Below are 19,111 nucleotides of genomic sequence, written 5' to 3'. Positions count from 1 at the left end.
ACCGTCCCCCGTGCCCCGCGTCACCGCGTGCGCGGGCGGGACCGGCGCCCGATCAGCGCCGGGATCGGGGCCGGAGTCGGGACCGGCTCAGCGGCCCTTCCACACCGGCGCGCGCTTCTCCGCGAACGCCGTGGCGCCCTCCTTCGCGTCCTCCGAGGAGAACACCGGGCGGATGATCGGCTCCTGCTTCGCCCACATGTCGGCGAGCGTCCAGTCCACGGTCTGCCGCGCGACCTCCTTGGTCGCGGCCACGGCCAGCGGCCCGTTCGCGGCGATCGTCTCGCCCAGCGCGACCGCCCCGTCGAGGGCGCCGCCCTCGTCGGTCACCCGGTTGACCAGGCCCACCTCGGCCGCCCGCTCGGCGGAGATCGGGTCGCCGGTGAGCAGCAGCTCCAGCGCGATCGCCGGCGGCAGCCGCCGCGGCAGGTGCAGCGCGGCCCCACCCGCGGCGACCAGCGAGCGCTTGACCTCGGGAACCCCGAACCGCGCGGTCCGCGCGGCGACGACGAGGTCGCACGCCAGCAGCAGCTCGAACCCGCCCGCGAGCGCCCACCCCTCGACGGCGCCGATCAGCGGCTTGCGCGGCGGGGCCTGGGTGATCCCGCAGAGCCCGCGCCCCTCGATCGAGGGGCTCTCCCCCCGCAGGAAGGCCTTGAGGTCCATGCCGGCGGAGAAGGCGCCGCCGGCCCCGGTGAGCACGCCCACCCGCAGCTCGTCCGACGCGTCGAGCTCGTCGACGGCCGCCGCGATCCCCTGCGCCACACCGAGGTTCAGCGCGTTCTTCTGCTGCGGCCGGTTGATCGTGATGACCTGCACCGCGCCGCGGCGCTCGACGAGGACCTCGTCCGACACGTTTCCTCCCACTGCCTGCTCGCCCGCGTCGCCCGAACTGAACGAACGCTCTACAAGAACACCCTAGAGCGCGGCCGGGCCGGCGGACACCCCCGCGGGCGGGCCCGTCGACCCCCGCACCTCCAGGGACGGCGCGACCAGCTCCACCTCGCGCGCCCGCGCGGGCTCGGCCATCCGCCGGAGCAGCATCCGCGCGGCCCGCGCGCCGATGTGCTCGCCGGCACCGTCGACGCTGGTCAGCCACACCGCGGGGAGCCGGGCCAACCCCGAGTTGTCGAACCCGACGAGCGAGAGGTCCTCGGGCACGCGCAGCCCCTGCCGGACGGCCGCCGAGGACACGCCCATCGCGACCATGTCGTTGTAGGCGAAGACCGCGGTGGGCCGGTCCGGGCCCCGGAGCAGCGCGGCCGCGGCGTGGCGGGCGCTCTCCTCGCTGACGTCGCTCGCCGCGACCCGGATCTCGGCGCCCAGCCCGGCGGCCCGCATCGCCTCCTCGTACCCCTGCGCCCGGTCGCGGCCCGCACTGCCGGGCGGCCCCGCGAGGTGCGCGATCCGGCGGTGCCCCAGCTCCACGAGGTGCCCGACGGCGAGGGCGGCGCCGGCGCGGTCGTCGTAGGCCACGACGTCCACGGTCGGGAGCGCGCCGTCGTCGTCCAGGTCCCGCCCGCCCACGGCGACCGTCGGGATCCGGCGGGCCACGTCGACCAGCGCGGCCGACGGCGGCCCGGAGCCGGCGACGATCAGCCCGTCGACCCCGAGCTCCAGGAACGACCAGGTCAGCGTGTCGTCCATCATCCGATCGAGCCGGCCGTCGCCGAGCAGCATGTGCTTGCCCTCGGCGTGCAGAACCGGCCCGACCCCGTCGAGCACGTCGGCGAACCACGGCTGGTGGAGGTCGTTGAGCAGCACGCCGACGCTGTGCGAGCGGCGCTCGGCCAGGCGGCGCGCGGCCGCGTTGGGCCGATACCCCAGCTCCGCGATCGCGGCCAGCACCGCCTCCCGCCGGGCCGGGCTGACCTTCGGCGAGTCCCGCAGCACGAGCGAGACCAGCGACTTCGACACGCCCGCCCGCGCGGCGACCGTCTCCAGGGTCGGCCGGCCGGTCTCGCGGATCCCCACACGTGCCTCCCGGGACGGCAGCGGCGTCACGCTACCGCGCCCTCTCTCACCCGACGGGCGATGGCGCGCGCAGCAGCGGCTTGAGCGCGACACCCGGGTCCGCCAGGACCGCGGGGCCGGGGTGGCCCGGCGGCCGATCAGCAGCTCGCCGATCCGGACGTCCCTGGCGACGGCGGTGCCCGTCCCGATCCCGGCCACGGCCACCAGGCGTCCGGCGTCGAGGCCGAACCAGAGCTCGGCGCCGTCCGGGCGCGGCCGGAGCACCTCCTCGGTCGCCACCCCGAGCAGGCCCGCGACCTGCAGCGACAGCTCGTACTGGTCGCTCCAGAACCACGGCACCGCGGCGTAGGACACCGAGGAGCCCAGCATCGCCCGGGCAGCGTGCGCGCCCTGCTCCTGCGCGGCCCGCCACGACTCGAGCCGCACACGACGGTCGTCGTCGAGCGGGTTCGGGAAGGAGCAGCAGTACCCCGCGGCGAACACGGTCGGCGCGGAGGTGGCGAGGCCCCGTCGACCACGATCCCGTTCTCGACGGCGAGTCCGGCGCCCTCGCCGAGGCGGTCCCCGGGGCCGAACCGATCCCGGCCACGACCACGTCGACCTCGACGACCTGCCCGTCGGCGAGCACGATCCGGCCCGGCTCGAGCCGCGCGACCGGGCAGCCGCAGCGGACGTCGACCCCGGCCGCCGCGTGCCGGGCGGCGACGCGGGCCGCGAGGCGTTCGGGCACCGCGCGGCCCATCAGCCGCGGCGCGGCCTCGACGACGGTCACGGCGCAGCCGAGCCCGGCGGCCGTGGCCGCCACCTCGCCTGCGCGCGGACGTCGAGCGCGGTGGCCGCGACCCCGGCGAGGTGGACGACCCCGGCCTCGACCAGCCGCTCCTGGGTGCAGAGCAGGCTGAGGTCCGCGGCCCCGGACAGGACCGCCTTGGACAGCGGCGGGCGCTCGTACGGGTGCCCGGGCTCGCCGCCGACGAGCGTGACCGGGCCTTGCGTACCCCTCCGCACGCAGGGCCAGGGCCGCCCGGGTGCCGCACTCGCCGGCCCCGACGATCACCACGCCGCCGGGCACGACGCCGCCGGGCCCGGTCACGGGACCCCGATGTAGACGGTGCCGTCCTCGACCTTCGTCGGATAGGTGCGCACGTCGACCAGCACCGGGGCGCCGAGCGCCTTGCCGCTGGTGTAGTCGAAGCGGCCGTTGTGCTTGGGGCACTCGATCACCCCGCCCATGACGAGCCCGTCGCAGAGCAGCTCGCGCTCGTGGGTGCAGTGGCCGTCCGTGGCGAAGTAGGCGTCGTCGGGCGAGCGGTACACGGCGTAGGCGTTGCCGGCGTGCTCGAACGGGACGACGTCCTCGGGGTCGACGTCGTCGGTCTCGCAGGCGGCGATCCACTGGGGCATGGCGGGTCTCCTGTGGTGGGTCAGGCGGCGGTCGGGTCGGGGACGGTCGGGTCGGGGGCGGTCTGATCGGAGGCCGGGGCGCTCGGGGTGGCCGCGGCGGCGAGCGGGCGCGCCCGGCCGTCGGTGAGCTCGTTCGGGATGTGGAAGGGCGCGGCGCCGGGCAGCAGCTCGCGCTTCACGTAGTGGTCCTGGTCCTTCAGCTGCTGCAGGACCGCGGGCACGATCTCCCGGTACGCGGCCCACAGCGACGGGTAGACGGGCGCGCAGTCGTGCCTGACCTCCTCGTGCAGCTCCGGCAGCCGGTAGTACGGGACCATCGGGAACATGTGGTGCTCCACGTGGAAGTTCATGTTCCAGTAGAGGAAGCGGTTCACCCGGCACATCCGCACGGTGCGGGTGTTGAGCCGGTGGTCGAGCACGTTCTCGCCCATGCCCGCGTGCTGGGTGAGCCCGTAGACGACGTGCATGAAGGTGCCGTAGATCCGCGGGCCGCCGACCAGCACCAGCGGCAGCCAGGTGCCGAACACGACCGCGGCGGTGACGGCCACGACGTAGATCGCGAGCCAGACCCGGGCGGTGCGGTAGACCTTCGGCCGCTCGGACTCGGGGACGAAGTCGGCCTCCTCGACGGTCAGCCTGCCCACGGCGTGGACGGCCATGGCGCGGAACGCGAGCGGCACGTCGACGAGCCCGAGGAAGTTGGCCAGCAGCTTCGCCAGCCGCGCCGGCCGCATCACGTTGATCTCCGGGTCGCGCCCGACGACCAGGGTGTCCGTGTGGTGGCGGGTGTGGCTCCAGCGCGACGCCGTCGGATCGCGCATGATCATGAAGCAGGCGACCTGGTACACGGCCTCGTCGAGCCACCGGCTCCGGAACGCCGTCCCGTGTCCGGCCTCGTGCCAGCGGGAGTCCGAGGCCGAACCGTAGAGGACGCCGTAGACCAGGAAGAACGGCACCGCCCACCAGCTGCCCCAGAGCGCGATCCCGGCCCCGGCGCAGGCGACCATGAGCCCGACCCAGAGGGCGGTGTCGCGGATCGCCGGCCCGTCGGTCCGGCGCATGAGCTCCTTCATCCGCTTGCGCGGCACGGCGCTGCGGAACCACGTCGCGCCGGCGAGCCCGGACTGCACCGCGGCGCGGTTCTCGGGCCCGGTCAGGTCGTAGCGCTCGAGCCTTTCCCTACCCATGTCGTCGACCACCTCGTCGTCAGCCGGCGGAGCACGTGATTGGAGCGCTCCAACAACGACCAATGGTCGGGACCGGGCGGCGAGCTGTCAAGACTTTGTCCTCACAAAGCAGCAGACCCCGGACACGCCACCGCCCGTCCCCCGACCGTGGAGAGTCGACTCCGGTCGGTGGACTTTCCTTGCCGCCCGGTGACCGACCGGGCGATGATTCTCGTGCACCCAACGGGCACGTCCCGTTACGGAGCGTCAGCACGATCCCGGCGGCAGCAAGGAGACGACGATGTCGGGCGATCAGGATCCGCACAGCGACTACGGCTACGACCTCGCGCACGAACTCACGATCGCCCTGCGCACGCCGATGCGGCGCCCGCGCACCAGCGTCTCCGTCCCCGCCCAGATCCTGCGGCGGGAACTGGACCTGGACACCGACCCCGCCCTCGACGCCGCTCCGGAGGTCTGACCCGGCGGCCCGACCCGGAGATCTGACCCCGGAGATCTGAGCCGGAGGCCTGACCTGGCGGGGTGAACGGCGGCCGCGCGGGATGCCCGCGCGGTTCACCCCCGTGCGGTCACTCGGTGGCGGGGTCGCACATCCTGCAGATCGGCGGCACGACCGGTCGACGGCCCGCGTCGCGCAGGTACGGGTGTGCCGGCGCAGAGCGCACTCAGCCGCGCGATCGCTACCGCCCCGGGTCGCCCCGCTGGCGTGGGCGCCGCGGTGCGGCGGGGAATGTCCGGACCGTCGAGGTGCCGTCCCACCAGGCAGAACGCCCTCTGTGACCGGCTTCGCAATCCCAACGTCCGGAGTTGGGAATCGCGCCCGGACCGGGTTACCGTCGCCTCATGACCGGCTCGGCGCTCCTCACCACGCGGGGTCACATCGACCTCCAGCGCGTGGCGTCGGCCCTCTGTCCGCGCTGACGCCCTCGTCGGACCGCGCCGCCCCACCCTCGGCGGCGATCCATCCAGGGCGCCCGGCGTGTTCTGGCTCCCGGGTGCCCGTTCGCCCCCAAGGGACATCCATGACCACCACGCCCGAGCGGGCACGGGTGCAACCGCCCCCCTCCGCAGTGGACACCGTCACGCTGACCTCCGAGACCGCCCGCGGGGCCGGCCGCGTGCCGCGCTGGGTCCTCAAGACGATCTCGCCGATCGTCCTGATCGCCCTGTGGCAGCTGCTGTCGGGGGTCGGGGTGCTCGAGGACGACACGCTCGCCTCGCCGCTGACCGTGGTGCAGACCGCCGCGGGCATGTGGGCGGACGGCTCGCTGCAGAGCGCCGTGGTCACCTCGGTGATCCGGGTGCTCGCCGGCCTCGGGGTCGGCCTGGTCGCCGCGGTCGTGCTCGCCACGCTCGCGGGGCTCTTCCGCCGCGGCGAGGACATCATCGACGCGCCGATGCAGATGCTGCGCACCGTGCCGGTCATCGGCCTCATCCCGCTGCTGATCATCTGGTTCGGGATCGACGAGGAGCCCAAGATCATCCTGGTCGGGCTCGCGGTGACCTTCCCGCTCTACCTGAACCTCTACGGCGGCATCCGCAACGTCGACTCCTCGCTCGTCGAGGCCGCGCGGACGCTCGGGCTCGGCTGGTTCGGCCAGGTCCGGCACGTGATCCTGCCGTCGGCGATGCCGCAGTTCCTGATCGGCCTGCGCTACGCGCTGGGCACCGCCTGGCTGGCCCTCGTCTTCGGCGAGACGATCAACGCGACGTCCGGCATCGGCTACGAGATGAACAAGGCCCGCGAGTTCTTCGCGACGGACATCATCGTCGTCTGCCTGGCGCTCTACGCGATCCTCGGCCTGGTCGCGGACATGATCGTGCGTGGTCTCGAGAGGGGGCTGCTGTCGTGGCGACCGGCGTTCAGCGGCAGGTGAAGGCGGTCGAGGTCCGCGGCCTCACCCGGAGCTTCGGCGACCGCGCGGTGATCGACGACCTGGACCTCGACATCGAGCCCGGCCAGTTCGTGGCGCTGCTCGGCGCGTCGGGCTGCGGCAAGTCCACCCTGCTGCGGATCCTCGCCGACCTGGACCGCGACGTCTCCGGCCAGGTCACCGTGCCCCGCAGGCGGGCCGTCGGCTTCCAGGCCCCGCGGCTGATGCCGTGGAAGAAGGTGTGGCGCAACGTCGTCCTCGGCCTGCCCGGCAAGCCGGACCGCGAGCGCGCCGTGGCCGCGCTGACCGAGGTGGGCCTCGCCCACCGGGTCGACGTGTGGCCGAAGGTGCTCTCCGGCGGCGAGGCGCAGCGCGCCGCCCTGGCCCGCGCCCTGGTCCGCGAGCCGGACCTGCTGCTGCTCGACGAGCCCTTCTCCGCGCTCGACGCGCTCACCCGGATCACCGCCCGCGGGCTGGTCGACGAGGTGTGGCAGCGGCACGGCTGCGCGGTCCTGCTCGTCACCCACGACGTCGAGGAGGCCCTCGCGCTCGCGGACCGCGTGCTGGTCATGCAGGACGGGAAGATCGGCTACGACTCCCCCGTGGAGATCGACCGCCCGCGCGACGTCACCGATCCCGAGTTCCAGCGCCTGCGCGCCGAGCTGCTCGCCCGGCTCGGCGTGCACTAGGAGGAGACCACGATGGTCGAGTTCATCGGCATGATCGGGACCCAGGAGGTCTCGGAGATCCACCCCGCGTCCGGCCCGGTCGTCGACCGCGACACGGTGCGCCGTTTCGTCGCCGCCCACGAGGAGGGCGGCTTCGACAAGGTCCTGGTGGGCCACTCGTCGTCCACACCGGACGGCCTGCAGGTCGCCGCCTTCGCCGCCGCGCACTCCGAGCGGCTGGGCTTCCTGGTCGCGCACCGCCCGGGCTTCACCGCCCCCACGCTGGCCGCGCGGCAGTACGCCACGCTGGACCACTTCTCCGGCGGCGGCCGGGTCGCGATGCACGTCATCTCCGGGGGCAGCGACGTCGACCAGCGCCGGGACGGCGACTGGCTGGACAAGGAGCAGCGCTACGCCCGCACCGACGAGTACCTCGACGTGGTCCGCCGCTCCTGGTACGAGCCCGAGGCGTTCGACCACGAGGGCGAGCAGTACCACGTGGCCGGTGTGCAGCAGGAGATCCGCCCGCTGAGCAGCCGGATCCCGATCTACTTCGGTGGTTCCTCCGAGGCGGCGTTCCGGGTCGGCGGCAAGCACGCGGACGTGTTCGCGCTGTGGGGCGAGCCCCTCGCCGAGACCGCCGAGCAGATCGCGCGGGTGCACGAGGCGGCCCGCGCCGCGGGCCGCGGCGAGCTCCCCCGGATCAGCGTGTCCTTCCGCCCGATCCTCGGCGCCACCGAGGAGCAGGCCTGGGAGCGTGCCCACGCGATCCGGGACGCGATCGTGGCCGCCAAGGGTGGGCACGGCTCGTTCACCGGCGCCCGGATGCGGGAGAAGGGCGGCCCGTCGAACGTCGGCTCCCAGCGCCTGCTCGCGGCGGCCGAGAAGGGCGAGGTCCACGACCGCTGCCTGTGGACCGCCACCGCGGCCGCCTCCGGTGCGGCGGGCAACTCGACCGCACTCGTCGGCACCCCGGAGACGGTGGCGCAGGCGATGCTGGACTACGTCGACATCGGCGTGACCACGCTGCTGATCCGCGGCTACGACCCCCTCGCCGACGCGACCGCGTACGGCCGTGACCTGCTCCCCCTCGTCCGGGCCGAGGTGACCCGGCGGAACCAGAAGGTGTCCGCGTGACGACAGCCGCACCCGCCCCCACCGTCTTCACCCCCGCCGCCGCGGTCCGCGGCACCGTCGTGGTCCTCGTCGGCCGCGGCGAGAACCCCGGCGTCTACGCGCGCTTCGGCACGCGGCTCGCGTTCGACGGGTACACCGTCGTCGTCCCGCACGCGGACGCCACGGACGCCGAGGTCACCGCCGCCCTGGTCGAGGGCGAGGGTGCCCGGGTCCTGCTGGGGTCCGACGCGGGCGCCCTGCGCGCGTGGAGCATCGCCGCGCAGAACGCCCCCGACGCCCTGGTCCTCGCCGCGCTGCCCCTGGGCGACGGCGACGCCCCGGCCGACCACGACGCCGAGATCGCCGCCCGCACCGCCTGCCCGGTCCACCGGCAGGTCCTCGACGCCGACCCGGACTTCCGCTGGGGCGAGCTCACCGGCGACCTCCCGGAACACCCCGGGGCGCTCCCGGACGTGCCGACCCTGGTGCTGCACGGCGAGGCCGACCCGATCGCCCCGGTCGAGGCCGTCCGCGCGCTCACCGCAGAGGTCGCCGTCGTCCGGGACGGCGTGCACGACGTCCTCAACGACCAGTTCCACCGGATCGTCGCCGCCCGGATCGTCACGTTCCTCGAGGGCGTCGCGAAGGGCGCCGGGTTCGTCGAGGCCGCGGTGCGCGAGACCACGTCCCGCAAGGCCGCGCCGCTGCACGTCTCGGCCCGGCTCGACTACGCGCTGCGCGCCATCGCCGAGCTGATCGTGGCCGACGCCGGCCCGGTCCGCTGCGAGCAGATCGCACGCAGCCGGGCGATCCCACTGAACTCGCTGGTCAACATCATGATCCAGCTCCGGAAGGCGGGCCTGGTGAGCAGCCGCCGCGGCTGCGAGGGCGGCTACCGGCTCGCCCGGGACGCCGCGGAGATCACCCTCGCGGACGTCGTCCGGGCCACCGAGGGCGCCATCGCGACCGTGCCGGCCGGCGCCCCGTGGGGCGATCTGGAGCGCACCGTGCGCGAGTATCTCGAGGAGCGTTCCGTCCTCGAACTGACCACCGGGAGCAACCATGCCTGAGCTGGACAACACCGCCTTCCACCCCGACTTCACCACGGCCCAGGCGCAGCTGCCGGACCGGGCCCGGGTGCACCTGATCAAGAACGCCGACCTGACCGGCGACACCCTGCAGACCTCGGGCATGACCCGCCGCGAGGCCGTGAGCGGCAAGACCGTGGGCTCGGAGAAGCTCTGGACCGGCGAGACGCACGTCGCGCCCGCCACCAACTCCGGCGACCACCACCACGGCGAGGCCGAGACCTCGATCTACATCGTCAGCGGCAACCCGCGGTTCGTCTTCCACGACGGCACCGGCGAGGTCGCGCTGCAGACCGAGCCCGGCGACTACATCTTCGTGCCGCCGTTCGTCCCGCACCGCGAGGAGAACCCGGACCCGGAGAACCCGGCCGTGGTCGTCATCTCCCGCAGCACCCAGGAGGGGATCGTCGTGAACCTCCCCGCCCTCTACCCCCTGGAAGAGAACCCTTCGTGAAGCGTCTGCTCACCTCCCTCCTGGCCGTCGCCGCCCTCGGCCTGGCCGCCTGCTCGTCGGGCGGCTCGGCCGGGAGCGACGGGCCGGTCGACCTGTCCACCGTCACCCTCAAGGTCGGTGACCAGGCCGGCATCCAGCAGGCACTGCTCGAGGCCTCCGGCGCGCTGCAGGGTGCGCCCTACAAGGTCGAGTGGGCGCAGTTCCCCGCGGCCGCCCCGGTGCTGGAGGCCCTGCGCGGCAAGGCCGTCGACATCGGCGTGGCGGGCGACGCGCCGACCCTGACCGCGCTGTCGTCCACGGACGACATCAAGATCGTGGCGGCGACCAAGGTCCCGCAGCAGTACGGCCTGTCGCTGATCGTGCCGAAGGACTCGCCGATCCGGTCGGTGGCGGACCTCAGGGGCAGGACCGTCTCCCCGACGACGCAGGGCTCGGTCGGCCACTACCTGCTGCTGCAGGCGCTCAAGGAAGCCGGGCTCACCGACAAGGACGTCACCGTCTCCTTCCTGCAGCCGGTCGACGCGGCCGCCGCGATGTCGTCCGGCGCGATCGACGCCTGGGCCACCTGGGACCCGTACACCGCGGTCGCCCAGCAGGAGCAGGGCGCCCGCGTGCTGCGCGGGCCGGACGGGCTCGCCCCCGGCCTGACCTTCCTCGACGCCAACACCGACGCCCTCTCCGACGCCGGCCGGAAGCAGGCCATGCAGGACTTCGTCTCCCGCTACGGCCGGGCCGTGGAGTGGGCCGCGGGCCACCCGGCCGAGAACGCCGCGATCTACACGAAGCTGACCCAGCGGCCCGCCGCCGTCGCGGACCTGATGTCGCACCGCGCCAACCGCTCCCTGGTCCCGCTGGACCAGTCCCTGGTCGGCGAGATCCAGACGGTCGCGGACGACTACCAGGCCTACGGCGTGCTGCGCAAGAAGGTCGAGGTGTCCGAGGCGGTCCAGGACCTGTCGCCCGCGAACGCCCGGTGACCGCGCAGACCGTGCAGTGATGCACCTGGCCCTCCACCTCACCGAGCCGGTGGTGTACGCCGGTGGCCGGCGGCACCCCCGCTCGGGGATGGACGCCGGCGCGAACGTCGACCGGCACGGCATGCGCCGTGTTCCCGCCGAGCACGGCATGCGCCGGGGCCCGCTTCAGTCCTCGAGCGAGTCCACCGCCCACTGCCGCAGCAGCGCGCGCAGCGCGGTGACCAGCACCAGCGGCTGGTCGAGCATCGGGTGGTGGCCGGTGGCGGGGAGGTCGACGATCGGGACGCGGTGGCCGAGCAGGGCGTCGATCTGGGCGGCCATCGTGTCCGGGACCAGACCGAACTCCGAGCGGAGGAAGCCGGCGCGGCACTTGAGCTCCGGCAGCATGTCCCGCAGCAGCACGCGTTCGGCGAACAGGCTCGGGTCGAACTTCCAGCTCCAGCCGCCGTCGACGGCCTTGACCGACTCCTCGGCGATGTGCCGGCGCACGTACGGCAGCAGGACCTCCTGCGCCGGCATCGTGGTGAAGCGGCCGAGGATCGTCCCGCGGTCCGGGTAGACCTTCGCCGTCCGGTTCTTCCGCCGCAGCCGCTCCTCCTCGGGGGGCTGCTCGTCGAGCGGCGAGTCGATGATCACGATGCCGTCGACGTCGGTGCCGAACCGCGCGCCGACGGTCGCGGTCACCCAGCCGCCCATGCTGTGCCCGATCACCGTCGGCGGGCCGGCGACACCCCCGGCCGATGCCACGGCCATGACCTCGCGCGCCCACAGGTCGAGGTCGTACTCCCCGCGGTGGTCGCTGTCGCCGTGTCCGGTCAGGTCGAGCGCGACGACCCGGGCGTGGGCCGAGAAGAACGGCGCGACGTGGTCCCACCAGCCGGAGTGTGCGGCGCCGCCGTGCACGAGGACCAGGCCCGGCCGGCCCTCCTCGCCCCAGGCGCGGTAGTGCACGCGCGCGCCCTCCACCTCCGTGTCGCGGTGCACCGGCGGCTCGGCCAGCGCGGTCCGGAACCAGCGGGGGGCGTCCTCGGTCGCGGTCGGGTCCACGGGTCGGATCGTCGCACGCGGCGCCGCCGCGGGCCGGTCCTGTCGGGCGTGACGATCGTCGTCACTCCCCCTCGGTCATGTTCGGGGGCCGCTACGGGGCGTCGTGGAAGATGATCCCCAGCACGAACCGCTCCCCCGTGTGCACTGCGCTGACCCCGTGCCGGAGCTGCCGGCGGTGGTCCCCGCGCGCACCGCGGGCGGGCCGGTGGTGCACCGGGAACACCACGGCGTCGCCCTGGCCCGGCCGCACGACGACCGGCCGGGACTGCTGCCGCGGCACCTGCTCGACGAACACGCTCTCGCCGCCGGTGAAGTCGACGTCGGGCCGGCTGAGCATCACCAGCAGCTGCAGCGGGAAGGTGAGGTCGCCGTAGACGTCCTGGTGCAGGCGGTTGTGCCCGCCCGGCCCGTAGCGCAGCAGCAGCGGGGTCGGCCGGCGCTGGCCGCGCTCCGCACACTCCGCCCGCAGCTCGGCGAGCGTGGGCGGGTACGTCCGCTCACCGAGGCGTTCGGCCCAGGCGTTCGCGACCTCCGCCAGCGGCGGGTACCACTCCTCGCGCAGCCGCTGCACGACCTCCGGCAGCGGGTCGGCGAAGTAGCGGTAGGTCCCCTCCCCGAACGCGTGCCGGGCCATGACGACGGTGCTGCGGAAGCGCGCGTCGTCGTCGAACAGGGCCGCCACCTCGGCGCACTCCTCCGGGGACAGCACGCCCGGGACGTGCGCGACCCCGGTGCCCTCGAGCTCCTCCGCGAGATCCATGCCTTCACCCCACCAGCGGTGGCCGCCCGCGTCCGGCGGGAATCAGACGTCGAGCCGGTAGCCCATCCCGGCCTCGGTGATCAGGTACCGCGGGTGCGCGGGATCGGGTTCGAGCTTGCGCCGCAGCTGGGCCAGGTACACCCGCAGGTAGTTGGTGCGTTCCTCGTACTGCGGCCCCCACACCTGCCGCAGCAGCTCCCGCTGCCCCACGAGCGTGCCGCGATGCCCGGCGAGCATCTCGAGGATGCCCCACTCGGTCGGGGTCAGGTGCACCTCCGCGTCGCCCCGGCGGACGCGCTTGGCCTGCAGGTCCACGGTCAGCTCGCCGAGCTGCAGCACCGGTTCGCCGGTGGGCGTGGCGGCTGCCGCCCGGCGCACGGCCGCGCGCAGCCGGGCCAGCAGCTCGTCCATGCCGAAGGGCTTGGTGACGTAGTCGTCCGCCCCGGCGTCGAGCGCGGCCACCTTCTCCCCCGAGTCGGTCCGCGCGGACAGCACGATGATCGGGACGGGGCTCCAGCCGCGGATGCCGGCGATGACGTCCGCCCCGTCGAGATCGGGCAGGCCCAGGTCGAGGACGACGACGTCGGGGTGCCGGTCCGCCGCCGCCCGCAGGGCCGCCGCCCCGTCGCCGGCGAGGGTCACGCGGTAGCCCTGCGCGGTCAGGTTGATCCGCAGCGCCCGGGCGATGGCCGGATCGTCGTCGACGACGAGGACCCTGGTCTGCACCCGCCCATTCACTCACAGCCGGGTTCAGGCGCGCACGCGCTCCCGGGCGAGCCTGCGACGGCGGTGCGCGGCCATCCGGACGGGCGCATCGGTCCAGCCGTAGCCGTCGTGGTCGCCGACGCGCTGCACCAGCGCGAGGAACACCCGCCCGCCCAGTACCTCGGTGCAGACCTGCAGGTAGACGCCCTCGGCGGTCTCCTCGTGCAGGACGCCGAGATCGCGGTAGGCGGCCAGCCGTTCCTTCGACAGGGCGAGCCGCGCGTCGAGGTCGGCGTAGTAGTTGTCCGGGATGGCCAGCAGCGGGGCCCCGGCCGCGCGGGCGGCCCGTGCGGCGGCGAGGACGTCGTCGACGGCCAGGGCGACGTACTGCGGCTCGGACACCCCGGGCGCCCACTCCCCGCGGCGCAGCAGCGACACGGTGAGCGCGAGCCGGACCCGGCGCTGCGCGTCGGCGACGGCGCGGCTGCGGACCAGGCCGAACGGCGCGGCGAACTCCCCGGTCGCGGCCGGCTCGAGGCCCAGCACCGTCCGGTAGAACAGCGCGGCCTCGTCGAAGTGGTCGAACGGCTGGGCCAGGCCGACGTGGTCGATGCCGGTCACGCCGATCCCCGCCGCCGTCTCCCCGGTGGGCACGAAGTCCCCGGTCCAGTCGGTCTCCGCCCCGGTGCGGCAGAAGAACACCGCCGTGTCGTCGGGCGCGGTGACGGCGGCGAGATCGGCCTCGGCGGGCCCCCGCTCGCGCGGGAGCCGGGGCGCACTGAGCCGGGTCGCCCGGCGGGCCGCGGCGGGCGGGTCGGCCGACTCGACGGCCAGCGCCGCGACCGCGACCGGGCCGCCGGAGCGGTTGACCAGGATCCGGGCCCCGCCCTGCTCCCAGCGCTCCACGGGCTTGGTGCGGTGCAGCCCGGTGCGGGCGAAGCCGAGCGCGGCCAGCACCGGGGCGAGCGACCCGTCGGCGGAGAGCTCGACGAAGGCGTGCCCGCGCAGCTCGGGCGCGGGTTCCGCCACGGGATCGCCGACCGGTGCGGCGGCGTCGCCGCGCGCCGCGGTGGCCTCCGCGAGCGCCAGCAGGGACCGGTGGGCGTCGACGGCCGCGCGGGCCGGGTCGGCCTGCCGGAAGACGTCGTTGAACACCTCGAGCGACAGCGGCCCGGCGTAGCCCGCGCGCAGCACGGGCTCCAGGAAGGCGGGCAGGTCGAACGCGCCCTGGCCGGGGAAGAGCCGGTGGTGGCGGCTCCACTGCAGCACGTCCATCGCCAGGTGCGGGGCGTCGGCGAGCTGCAGGATGAACAGCTTCGCGCCGGGGATGTCGGCGATCGCGGCCGGGTCCGACCCGCGGGAGAGGATGTGGAAGCTGTCCAGGCACAGGCCGAGCGCGGGATGGTCGGCCCGCCGCACGGCCTCCCACGACCGGTCGTAGGTGTTCACGTGCCGGCCCCAGGCCAGCGCCTCGTAGGCGATCCGCAGGCCGCGGGCGGCGGCGCGCTCGGCCAGCGCGTGCAGCTGCTCGGCGAGCAGGTCGACGTCGGCGACGGCGTCGGGCGCGACCGAGGAGCAGACCAGGACGGTGTCGGTGCCGAGCGCCTCCATCACGCCGAACTTGTGCTCGGCGCGCCGCAGGCTGGCCGCGAAGCGCTCCGGGTCGACGGAGTCCAGGTCGCGGAAGGGCTGGTAGAGGTCGATCGACAGGCCCAGGTCGGCGCAGCGCAGCCGCACCTCGCCGGGTGGCATCGGCGAGGCGACCAGATCGGGCTCGAAGATCTCGACGCCGTCGAACCCGGCAGCCGCCGCGGCCGGGAGCTTGTCCTCGAGCGCACCGGAGAGACACACGGTGGCGATGGCGGTCCGGGGCGCCGTGCGGGCTTCACGCGACACGGCCGGCACCTCCCTCGGCCCCGGCCGTCTCCGCGCCGACCAGCTCGGCGAGATGGCGCAGCATCCGGGCCGGGTCGGGCGCGTGGCCGCTGAACAGCCGCAGCGCCTCCGCGGCCTGGTGCACGGCCATCCGCCCGCCGTCGAGGGTGCGGCAGCCGCGCGCCCGGGCCGCGCGCAGCAGCGGGGTCTCCAGCGGCCGGTAGACGATCTCGGCGACCCAGAGCTCGGGGCGCAGCATCGCCGCCGGCAGCGGGAGGCCCGGGTGCTCGGCCATCCCGACGGGGGTGGCGTGGACCAGGCCGTCGGCCGCGGCCAGCCGCTGACCGAGCTCGGCGACGGCACCGCCGCGGGCCCGGCCCTCGCCGAACCGCGCGGCGAGGACGTCGGCGAGGCGCGTGGCCCGGGCCGGGTCGACGTCGAGCACGGCGAGCGACCCGACGCCCAGGCTCAGCAGGGCGTGCGCCGCGGCCGCGCCGGCCCCGCCCGCGCCGAGCAGGACGACGTCGTCGAGCGGCACGCCCGGCAGGCCGGTGACGAGGCCGTCGCGGAAGCCGGACCAGTCGGTGTTGTGCCCGACGGCGCGCTGCCCGTCGAACACCACGGTGTTGACCGCTCCGATCGCGGCCGCGTCGGGCGACAGGGCGTCGAGGTGCGGGATCACGAGCTGCTTGCAGGGGTGGGTGACGTTCACGCCGGCCCGCCCCTCGGCCCGCGCCAGGACCAGCAGGTCGCCGACGGCCTCGGCCGGCAGGTCCAGCTCGTCGAGGTCGAAGCGGGTGTACGTGCAGTCCAGACCGAGCTCGCGGGCCTCGCGCTCGTGCAGCGCCGGCGAGAGCGACGGGCCGATGCCCGCCCCGATCAGGCCGGTCAGGAGGCGGTCCTGGGACATGCTCACGGGCTCCCTCGCCGTCGTTGAATGTACCGGTTAGTTACTTGTACCCGTTGGAAGGACGGAAGGGAAGCGTGAGCCGGATATCGTCGCCCCCGTGAGCCGACTCCTGAGCCGCCCCGTGGGCCGCGCCGCCGGGACGACCCCGTGAGCGCCCAGCCGACCGGGCCGATCGGCGCGCCGGAGCGCCAGCGCGACGCCGAGCGCACCCGCGCCGAGATCCTCGACATCGCCACGGCGGAGTTCGCCGACCGCGGCTACGCGGGCGCCCGGGTCGACGAGATCGCGGCCCGGACGCGCACGACCAAGCGGATGATCTACTACTACTTCGGCAGCAAGGAGGGCCTGTACGTGGCCGTCCTGGAGCGGGCCTACCAGGGCATCCGCGGCCTGGAGCAGCAACTCGACGTCGACCACCTCGACCCCGCCCGGGCCATGCGCGCGCTGGCGGAGCTGACGTTCGACCACCACGAGTCGCACCCCGCCTTCATCCGGCTGGTCAGCATCGAGAACATCCACCACGCCGAGCACCTGCGGACCTCGCCGATCCTGCCGGGGCTCGCCGCGCCCGCGGTCGACGTGCTCGGCGGCATCCTCGCGCGCGGACGCCGGGCCGGGCTGTTCCGCGAGGACGTCGACGCGCTCGACGTCCACATGGTGATCAGCGCGTTCTGCATCTTCCGCACGGCGAACCGGCACACCTTCCAGGCCATCTTCGACCGCGACCTGCTCGACCCCGACCGGCGCGACCACTACCGGCGCATGCTGGGCGACCTGGTCCTGGAGTACCTCACGGCGCACGTCGGCAGAGCCTGACGCGAACGGATCGGCCGACAGGGGTTGACAGCTCCCGCGGGCTAACTCACTATCCGGTACGTAACCAGGCGGTACATAAGCCCGTCCCGACCCGGTCCCGCTGTGTCGTGCATCGGAGCAACACTCCAGGGAGCCCCTCGTGTCCTCACCGACCCCCGCCGCCCCGGCGGCCCAGCCGCGCAAGGCGGCGCTCGCCGCCTGGATCGGCAGCGCGCTCGAGTACTACGACTTCTTCATCTACGGCACCGCCGCGGCGCTGGTGTTCAACAAGATCTTCTTCCCGGCGCAGAGCCCGGCGACCGGCACGCTGCTGGCGCTGGCGACCTTCGGTGTCGGCTACGTCGCCCGTCCCGTCGGCGCGTTCGTGCTGGGCCACATCGGGGACAAGTTCGGCCGCAAGCGCGTGCTGGTGGCGACGGTCCTGCTGATGGGCGCGGCGACCTTCCTGGTCGGCTGTCTGCCCTCCTACGGCGCGATCGGCGTCGCGGCACCGGTCCTGCTCGTCGCGCTGCGCCTGCTGCAGGGCCTGTCGGCCGGCGGTGAGCAGGCCGGCGCCAACTCGATGAGCCTCGAGCACGCGCCCGCGGACAAGCGCGCCTACTACACGAGCTTCACCCTCAGCGGCACGCAGTTCGGCCAGATCCTGGCCACGGCGATCTTCCTGCCGATCGCGGTGCTGCCCGAGGAGTCCCTGCTGACCTGGGGCTGGCGGGTGCCGTTCTGGCTCAGCGCGATCGTCGTGGTCGCGGGCCTGCTGATCCGCCGAACGCTGGAGGAGACCCCGGTCTTCGAGCAGGAGCGAACCCGGCACGAGGTCGCGAAGGCACCGCTGGCCGTGCTCTTCCGCGACCACTGGACCTCGGTGCTGCGGGTGGTCCTCGCCGCGACGATCGCCACGGTGAGCACGATCTTCACCGTCTACGCCCTGTCCTTCGCCGTGAACGTCGAGGGGCTCTCCCGCTCCGCCATGCTCTGGGTCGGTGTGCTGGCCAACGCCGTCGCGCTCGTCGCGCTGCCGCTGTTCGGCCGGCTGGCCGACCGGATCGGGCGCAAGCCGGTGTTCATCGGCGGCTCGCTCGGCTGCGGCGTGCTCATGTTCGCCTACCTCGGCTCGATCTCCACCGGCAACTACGTGCTGATCTTCCTCGTCGGCATCCTGATGTTCGGCGTGATCCACAGCGCGACGGGCGGTGTCTGGCCGGCCTTCTACGGCGAGATGTTCCCGGCGCGGGTCCGCCTGTCCGGCACCGCGATCGGCACCCAGGTGGGCTTCGCGGTCGCCGGCTTCGCGCCGTCCATCGCCGCCGCACTCGCCGGCCCGGAGGGCGCGGACTGGGTCCCGGTGGCCTGGTTCGTCGCGGCCGTCTGCCTGCTCAACGTCCTCGCCGTCGCCACCGGGCGCGACTACCACCGCACGCCGACCGAGCGGCTGGGTGAGCGCCCGGTCCCCGATGAGCGGCCCGCCACGGCTCCGGTGGCTCCGTGAGCGAGGAGTTCCAGGTCTTCGCCGTCCGGTACGCCACGCGTGCCGGACGGCGCGGCCAGCACTTCCTCGGCTACGACGAGCGCTGGGACGAGCCGCACCCCACCGCCTACTACGTCTGGCTGGCCGTCTCGCCGGAGCGGGCCGTCGTCGTCGACGCCGGGCTCGACCCCGACCGCGGGACCCCGCTCGACGGGCTCGAGTTCCACTGCTCCCCCGCCGACGGCGTCGCCGCGCTCGGGGTCGACCCCGCCGACGTCGAGCGGGTCGTGCTCTCCCACCTGCACTACGACCACACCGGCACGGTCGCGCGGTTCCCCCGCGCGCGGCGCGTGGTGCAGCGCGCCGAGGCCGACTACTGGTCCGGCCCGGTCGCGAAGCGCATCGCCCGTGAGCGCTGGCTCGTCTCCGACGACGACCTCAGCGAGGTCCTCGGCTCTCCCGACCGCCTCGACCTGGTGGAGGGCGACCGGGAGCTCGCGCCCGGGCTGTCGGTCCACCTCGTGGGCGGGCACACCGCGGGGATGCAGCTGACCCGCGTCCGATCGGCCCGCGGGTGGGTGGTGCTCGCCTCCGACGCCGCCCACTTCTACGAGAACCTCGAGCAGGACCGGCTCTTCCCGATCCTGCACTCGACGCCCGCGATGTACGCCGGCTTCGACCGCGCCCGGGAGCTCGCCGACGCCGCCGACCTGGTGGTCCCCGGCCACGACCCCGAGGTCTTCGCCCGGTTCCCGCAGGTCCCGGGGGTGTCGGCGGTGCGGGTCGCCTGAGGT

21 protein-coding genes and 1 pseudogene are annotated in these 19,111 nt (G+C 74.3%); 11 read left to right on the top strand and 11 right to left on the bottom strand.

Going from position 1 to position 19,111, the window contains the following annotated elements; all coding sequences use genetic code 11:
- Positions 1–87 precede the first annotated feature (87 nt).
- The 6 genes and pseudogenes from LWC35_RS12270 to LWC35_RS12250 form a co-directional block, all read right to left on the bottom strand.
- Positions 88–852: a crotonase/enoyl-CoA hydratase family protein gene (locus LWC35_RS12270; protein ID WP_232870201.1), complete on the bottom strand. Its 765-nt coding sequence runs from the start codon at positions 850–852 to the stop codon at positions 88–90.
- A gap of 63 nt (positions 853–915) precedes the next feature.
- Complete coding sequence (locus tag LWC35_RS12265; RefSeq protein WP_232870200.1) at positions 916–2,454, bottom strand: substrate-binding domain-containing protein; 1,539 nt, start codon at positions 2,452–2,454, stop codon at positions 916–918.
- A 127-nt stretch (positions 2,455–2,581) separates the two neighbouring features.
- A pseudogene (locus tag LWC35_RS40910) lies at positions 2,582–2,743 on the bottom strand (NAD(P)/FAD-dependent oxidoreductase); the annotation flags it as partial.
- Positions 2,740–2,979, bottom strand: a complete 240-nt coding sequence (locus tag LWC35_RS12260) for an NAD(P)/FAD-dependent oxidoreductase (protein ID WP_232870199.1) — start codon at positions 2,977–2,979, stop codon at positions 2,740–2,742. The pseudogene LWC35_RS40910 and the gene LWC35_RS12260, both read right to left, overlap by 4 nt.
- Positions 2,980–3,060: 81 nt before the next feature.
- On the bottom strand, positions 3,061–3,375 hold the full coding sequence (locus LWC35_RS12255) for a MocE family 2Fe-2S type ferredoxin (RefSeq protein ID WP_232870198.1): 315 nt from the start codon (positions 3,373–3,375) through the stop codon (positions 3,061–3,063).
- Between the two features lie 20 nt (positions 3,376–3,395).
- The gene (locus LWC35_RS12250; RefSeq protein ID WP_232870197.1) at positions 3,396–4,562 is read right to left on the bottom strand and encodes a fatty acid desaturase family protein; all 1,167 of its coding nucleotides are present in this window, start codon (positions 4,560–4,562) and stop codon (positions 3,396–3,398) included.
- Between the two features lie 280 nt (positions 4,563–4,842).
- Here LWC35_RS12250 and LWC35_RS12245 point away from each other — a divergent pair, with 280 nt between their 5' ends.
- The 8 genes from LWC35_RS12245 to LWC35_RS12215 all read left to right on the top strand — a co-directional run bounded on the left by LWC35_RS12245 (position 4,843) and on the right by LWC35_RS12215 (position 10,739).
- Positions 4,843–5,022, top strand: coding sequence for a hypothetical protein (locus LWC35_RS12245; protein WP_232870196.1), 180 nt, complete (start codon positions 4,843–4,845; stop codon positions 5,020–5,022).
- A 383-nt stretch (positions 5,023–5,405) separates the two neighbouring features.
- A complete protein-coding gene (locus LWC35_RS40905) occupies positions 5,406–5,483 on the top strand; it encodes a putative leader peptide (RefSeq protein WP_372463038.1) in 78 nt (25 codons plus the stop codon).
- Positions 5,484–5,584: 101 nt separating this feature from the next.
- The gene (locus LWC35_RS12240; protein ID WP_232870195.1) at positions 5,585–6,439 is read left to right on the top strand and encodes an ABC transporter permease; all 855 of its coding nucleotides are present in this window, start codon (positions 5,585–5,587) and stop codon (positions 6,437–6,439) included.
- Positions 6,412–7,125: an ABC transporter ATP-binding protein gene (locus tag LWC35_RS12235; RefSeq protein WP_232870194.1), complete on the top strand. Its 714-nt coding sequence runs from the start codon at positions 6,412–6,414 to the stop codon at positions 7,123–7,125. Before LWC35_RS12240 ends, LWC35_RS12235 begins: the two co-directional genes overlap by 28 nt.
- A gap of 12 nt (positions 7,126–7,137) precedes the next feature.
- The gene (locus tag LWC35_RS12230; protein ID WP_232870193.1) at positions 7,138–8,241 is read left to right on the top strand and encodes an LLM class flavin-dependent oxidoreductase; all 1,104 of its coding nucleotides are present in this window, start codon (positions 7,138–7,140) and stop codon (positions 8,239–8,241) included.
- Complete coding sequence (locus tag LWC35_RS40230; RefSeq protein WP_232870192.1) at positions 8,238–9,290, top strand: Rrf2 family transcriptional regulator; 1,053 nt, start codon at positions 8,238–8,240, stop codon at positions 9,288–9,290. The genes LWC35_RS12230 and LWC35_RS40230 overlap by 4 nt, the downstream gene beginning before the upstream one ends.
- The gene (locus tag LWC35_RS12220) at positions 9,283–9,762 is read left to right on the top strand and encodes a cupin domain-containing protein (protein ID WP_232870191.1); all 480 of its coding nucleotides are present in this window, start codon (positions 9,283–9,285) and stop codon (positions 9,760–9,762) included. Before LWC35_RS40230 ends, LWC35_RS12220 begins: the two co-directional genes overlap by 8 nt.
- A complete protein-coding gene (locus LWC35_RS12215; protein WP_232870190.1) occupies positions 9,759–10,739 on the top strand; it encodes an ABC transporter substrate-binding protein in 981 nt (326 codons plus the stop codon). The genes LWC35_RS12220 and LWC35_RS12215 overlap by 4 nt, the downstream gene beginning before the upstream one ends.
- Before the next feature lie 165 nt (positions 10,740–10,904).
- Here LWC35_RS12215 and LWC35_RS12210 read toward each other — a convergent pair whose 3' ends face one another.
- From LWC35_RS12210 to LWC35_RS12190, 5 genes are all read right to left on the bottom strand, one after another.
- Entirely contained in the window at positions 10,905–11,786 is an 882-nt protein-coding gene (locus LWC35_RS12210; RefSeq protein ID WP_232870189.1) for an alpha/beta fold hydrolase, read from the bottom strand.
- Between the two features lie 91 nt (positions 11,787–11,877).
- Complete coding sequence (locus LWC35_RS12205; protein ID WP_232870188.1) at positions 11,878–12,546, bottom strand: 2OG-Fe(II) oxygenase; 669 nt, start codon at positions 12,544–12,546, stop codon at positions 11,878–11,880.
- Between the two features lie 42 nt (positions 12,547–12,588).
- The gene (locus LWC35_RS12200; protein ID WP_232870187.1) at positions 12,589–13,272 is read right to left on the bottom strand and encodes a response regulator; all 684 of its coding nucleotides are present in this window, start codon (positions 13,270–13,272) and stop codon (positions 12,589–12,591) included.
- Positions 13,273–13,296: 24 nt separating this feature from the next.
- A complete protein-coding gene (locus LWC35_RS12195) occupies positions 13,297–15,147 on the bottom strand; it encodes a sugar phosphate isomerase/epimerase and 4-hydroxyphenylpyruvate domain-containing protein (RefSeq protein ID WP_232870186.1) in 1,851 nt (616 codons plus the stop codon).
- Positions 15,137–16,036: a shikimate dehydrogenase gene (locus LWC35_RS12190; RefSeq protein WP_232870185.1), complete on the bottom strand. Its 900-nt coding sequence runs from the start codon at positions 16,034–16,036 to the stop codon at positions 15,137–15,139. The genes LWC35_RS12195 and LWC35_RS12190 overlap by 11 nt, the downstream gene beginning before the upstream one ends.
- Before the next feature lie 147 nt (positions 16,037–16,183).
- Between LWC35_RS12190 and LWC35_RS12185 the strand changes: the two genes are divergently transcribed.
- The 3 genes from LWC35_RS12185 to LWC35_RS12175 all read left to right on the top strand — a co-directional run bounded on the left by LWC35_RS12185 (position 16,184) and on the right by LWC35_RS12175 (position 19,108).
- Positions 16,184–16,852 carry a TetR/AcrR family transcriptional regulator gene (locus LWC35_RS12185; protein WP_232870184.1) on the top strand — a complete coding sequence of 223 codons (669 nt, stop codon included), beginning with the start codon at positions 16,184–16,186 and terminating at the stop codon, positions 16,850–16,852.
- Between the two features lie 139 nt (positions 16,853–16,991).
- Positions 16,992–18,338: an MFS transporter gene (locus LWC35_RS12180; protein WP_232870183.1), complete on the top strand. Its 1,347-nt coding sequence runs from the start codon at positions 16,992–16,994 to the stop codon at positions 18,336–18,338.
- Positions 18,335–19,108, top strand: coding sequence for an N-acyl homoserine lactonase family protein (locus LWC35_RS12175; protein WP_232870182.1), 774 nt, complete (start codon positions 18,335–18,337; stop codon positions 19,106–19,108). The genes LWC35_RS12180 and LWC35_RS12175 overlap by 4 nt, the downstream gene beginning before the upstream one ends.
- Positions 19,109–19,111: the final 3 nt, after the last annotated feature.

The sequence above is a fragment of the Pseudonocardia kujensis genome, assembly GCF_021283305.1.
In the GTDB taxonomy this organism is placed as follows: Bacteria; Actinomycetota; Actinomycetes; order Mycobacteriales; family Pseudonocardiaceae; genus Pseudonocardia; species Pseudonocardia kujensis.
Note: the sequence above shows the minus strand (reverse complement) of the source record. Positions and strands in the feature narration are given on the sequence as shown.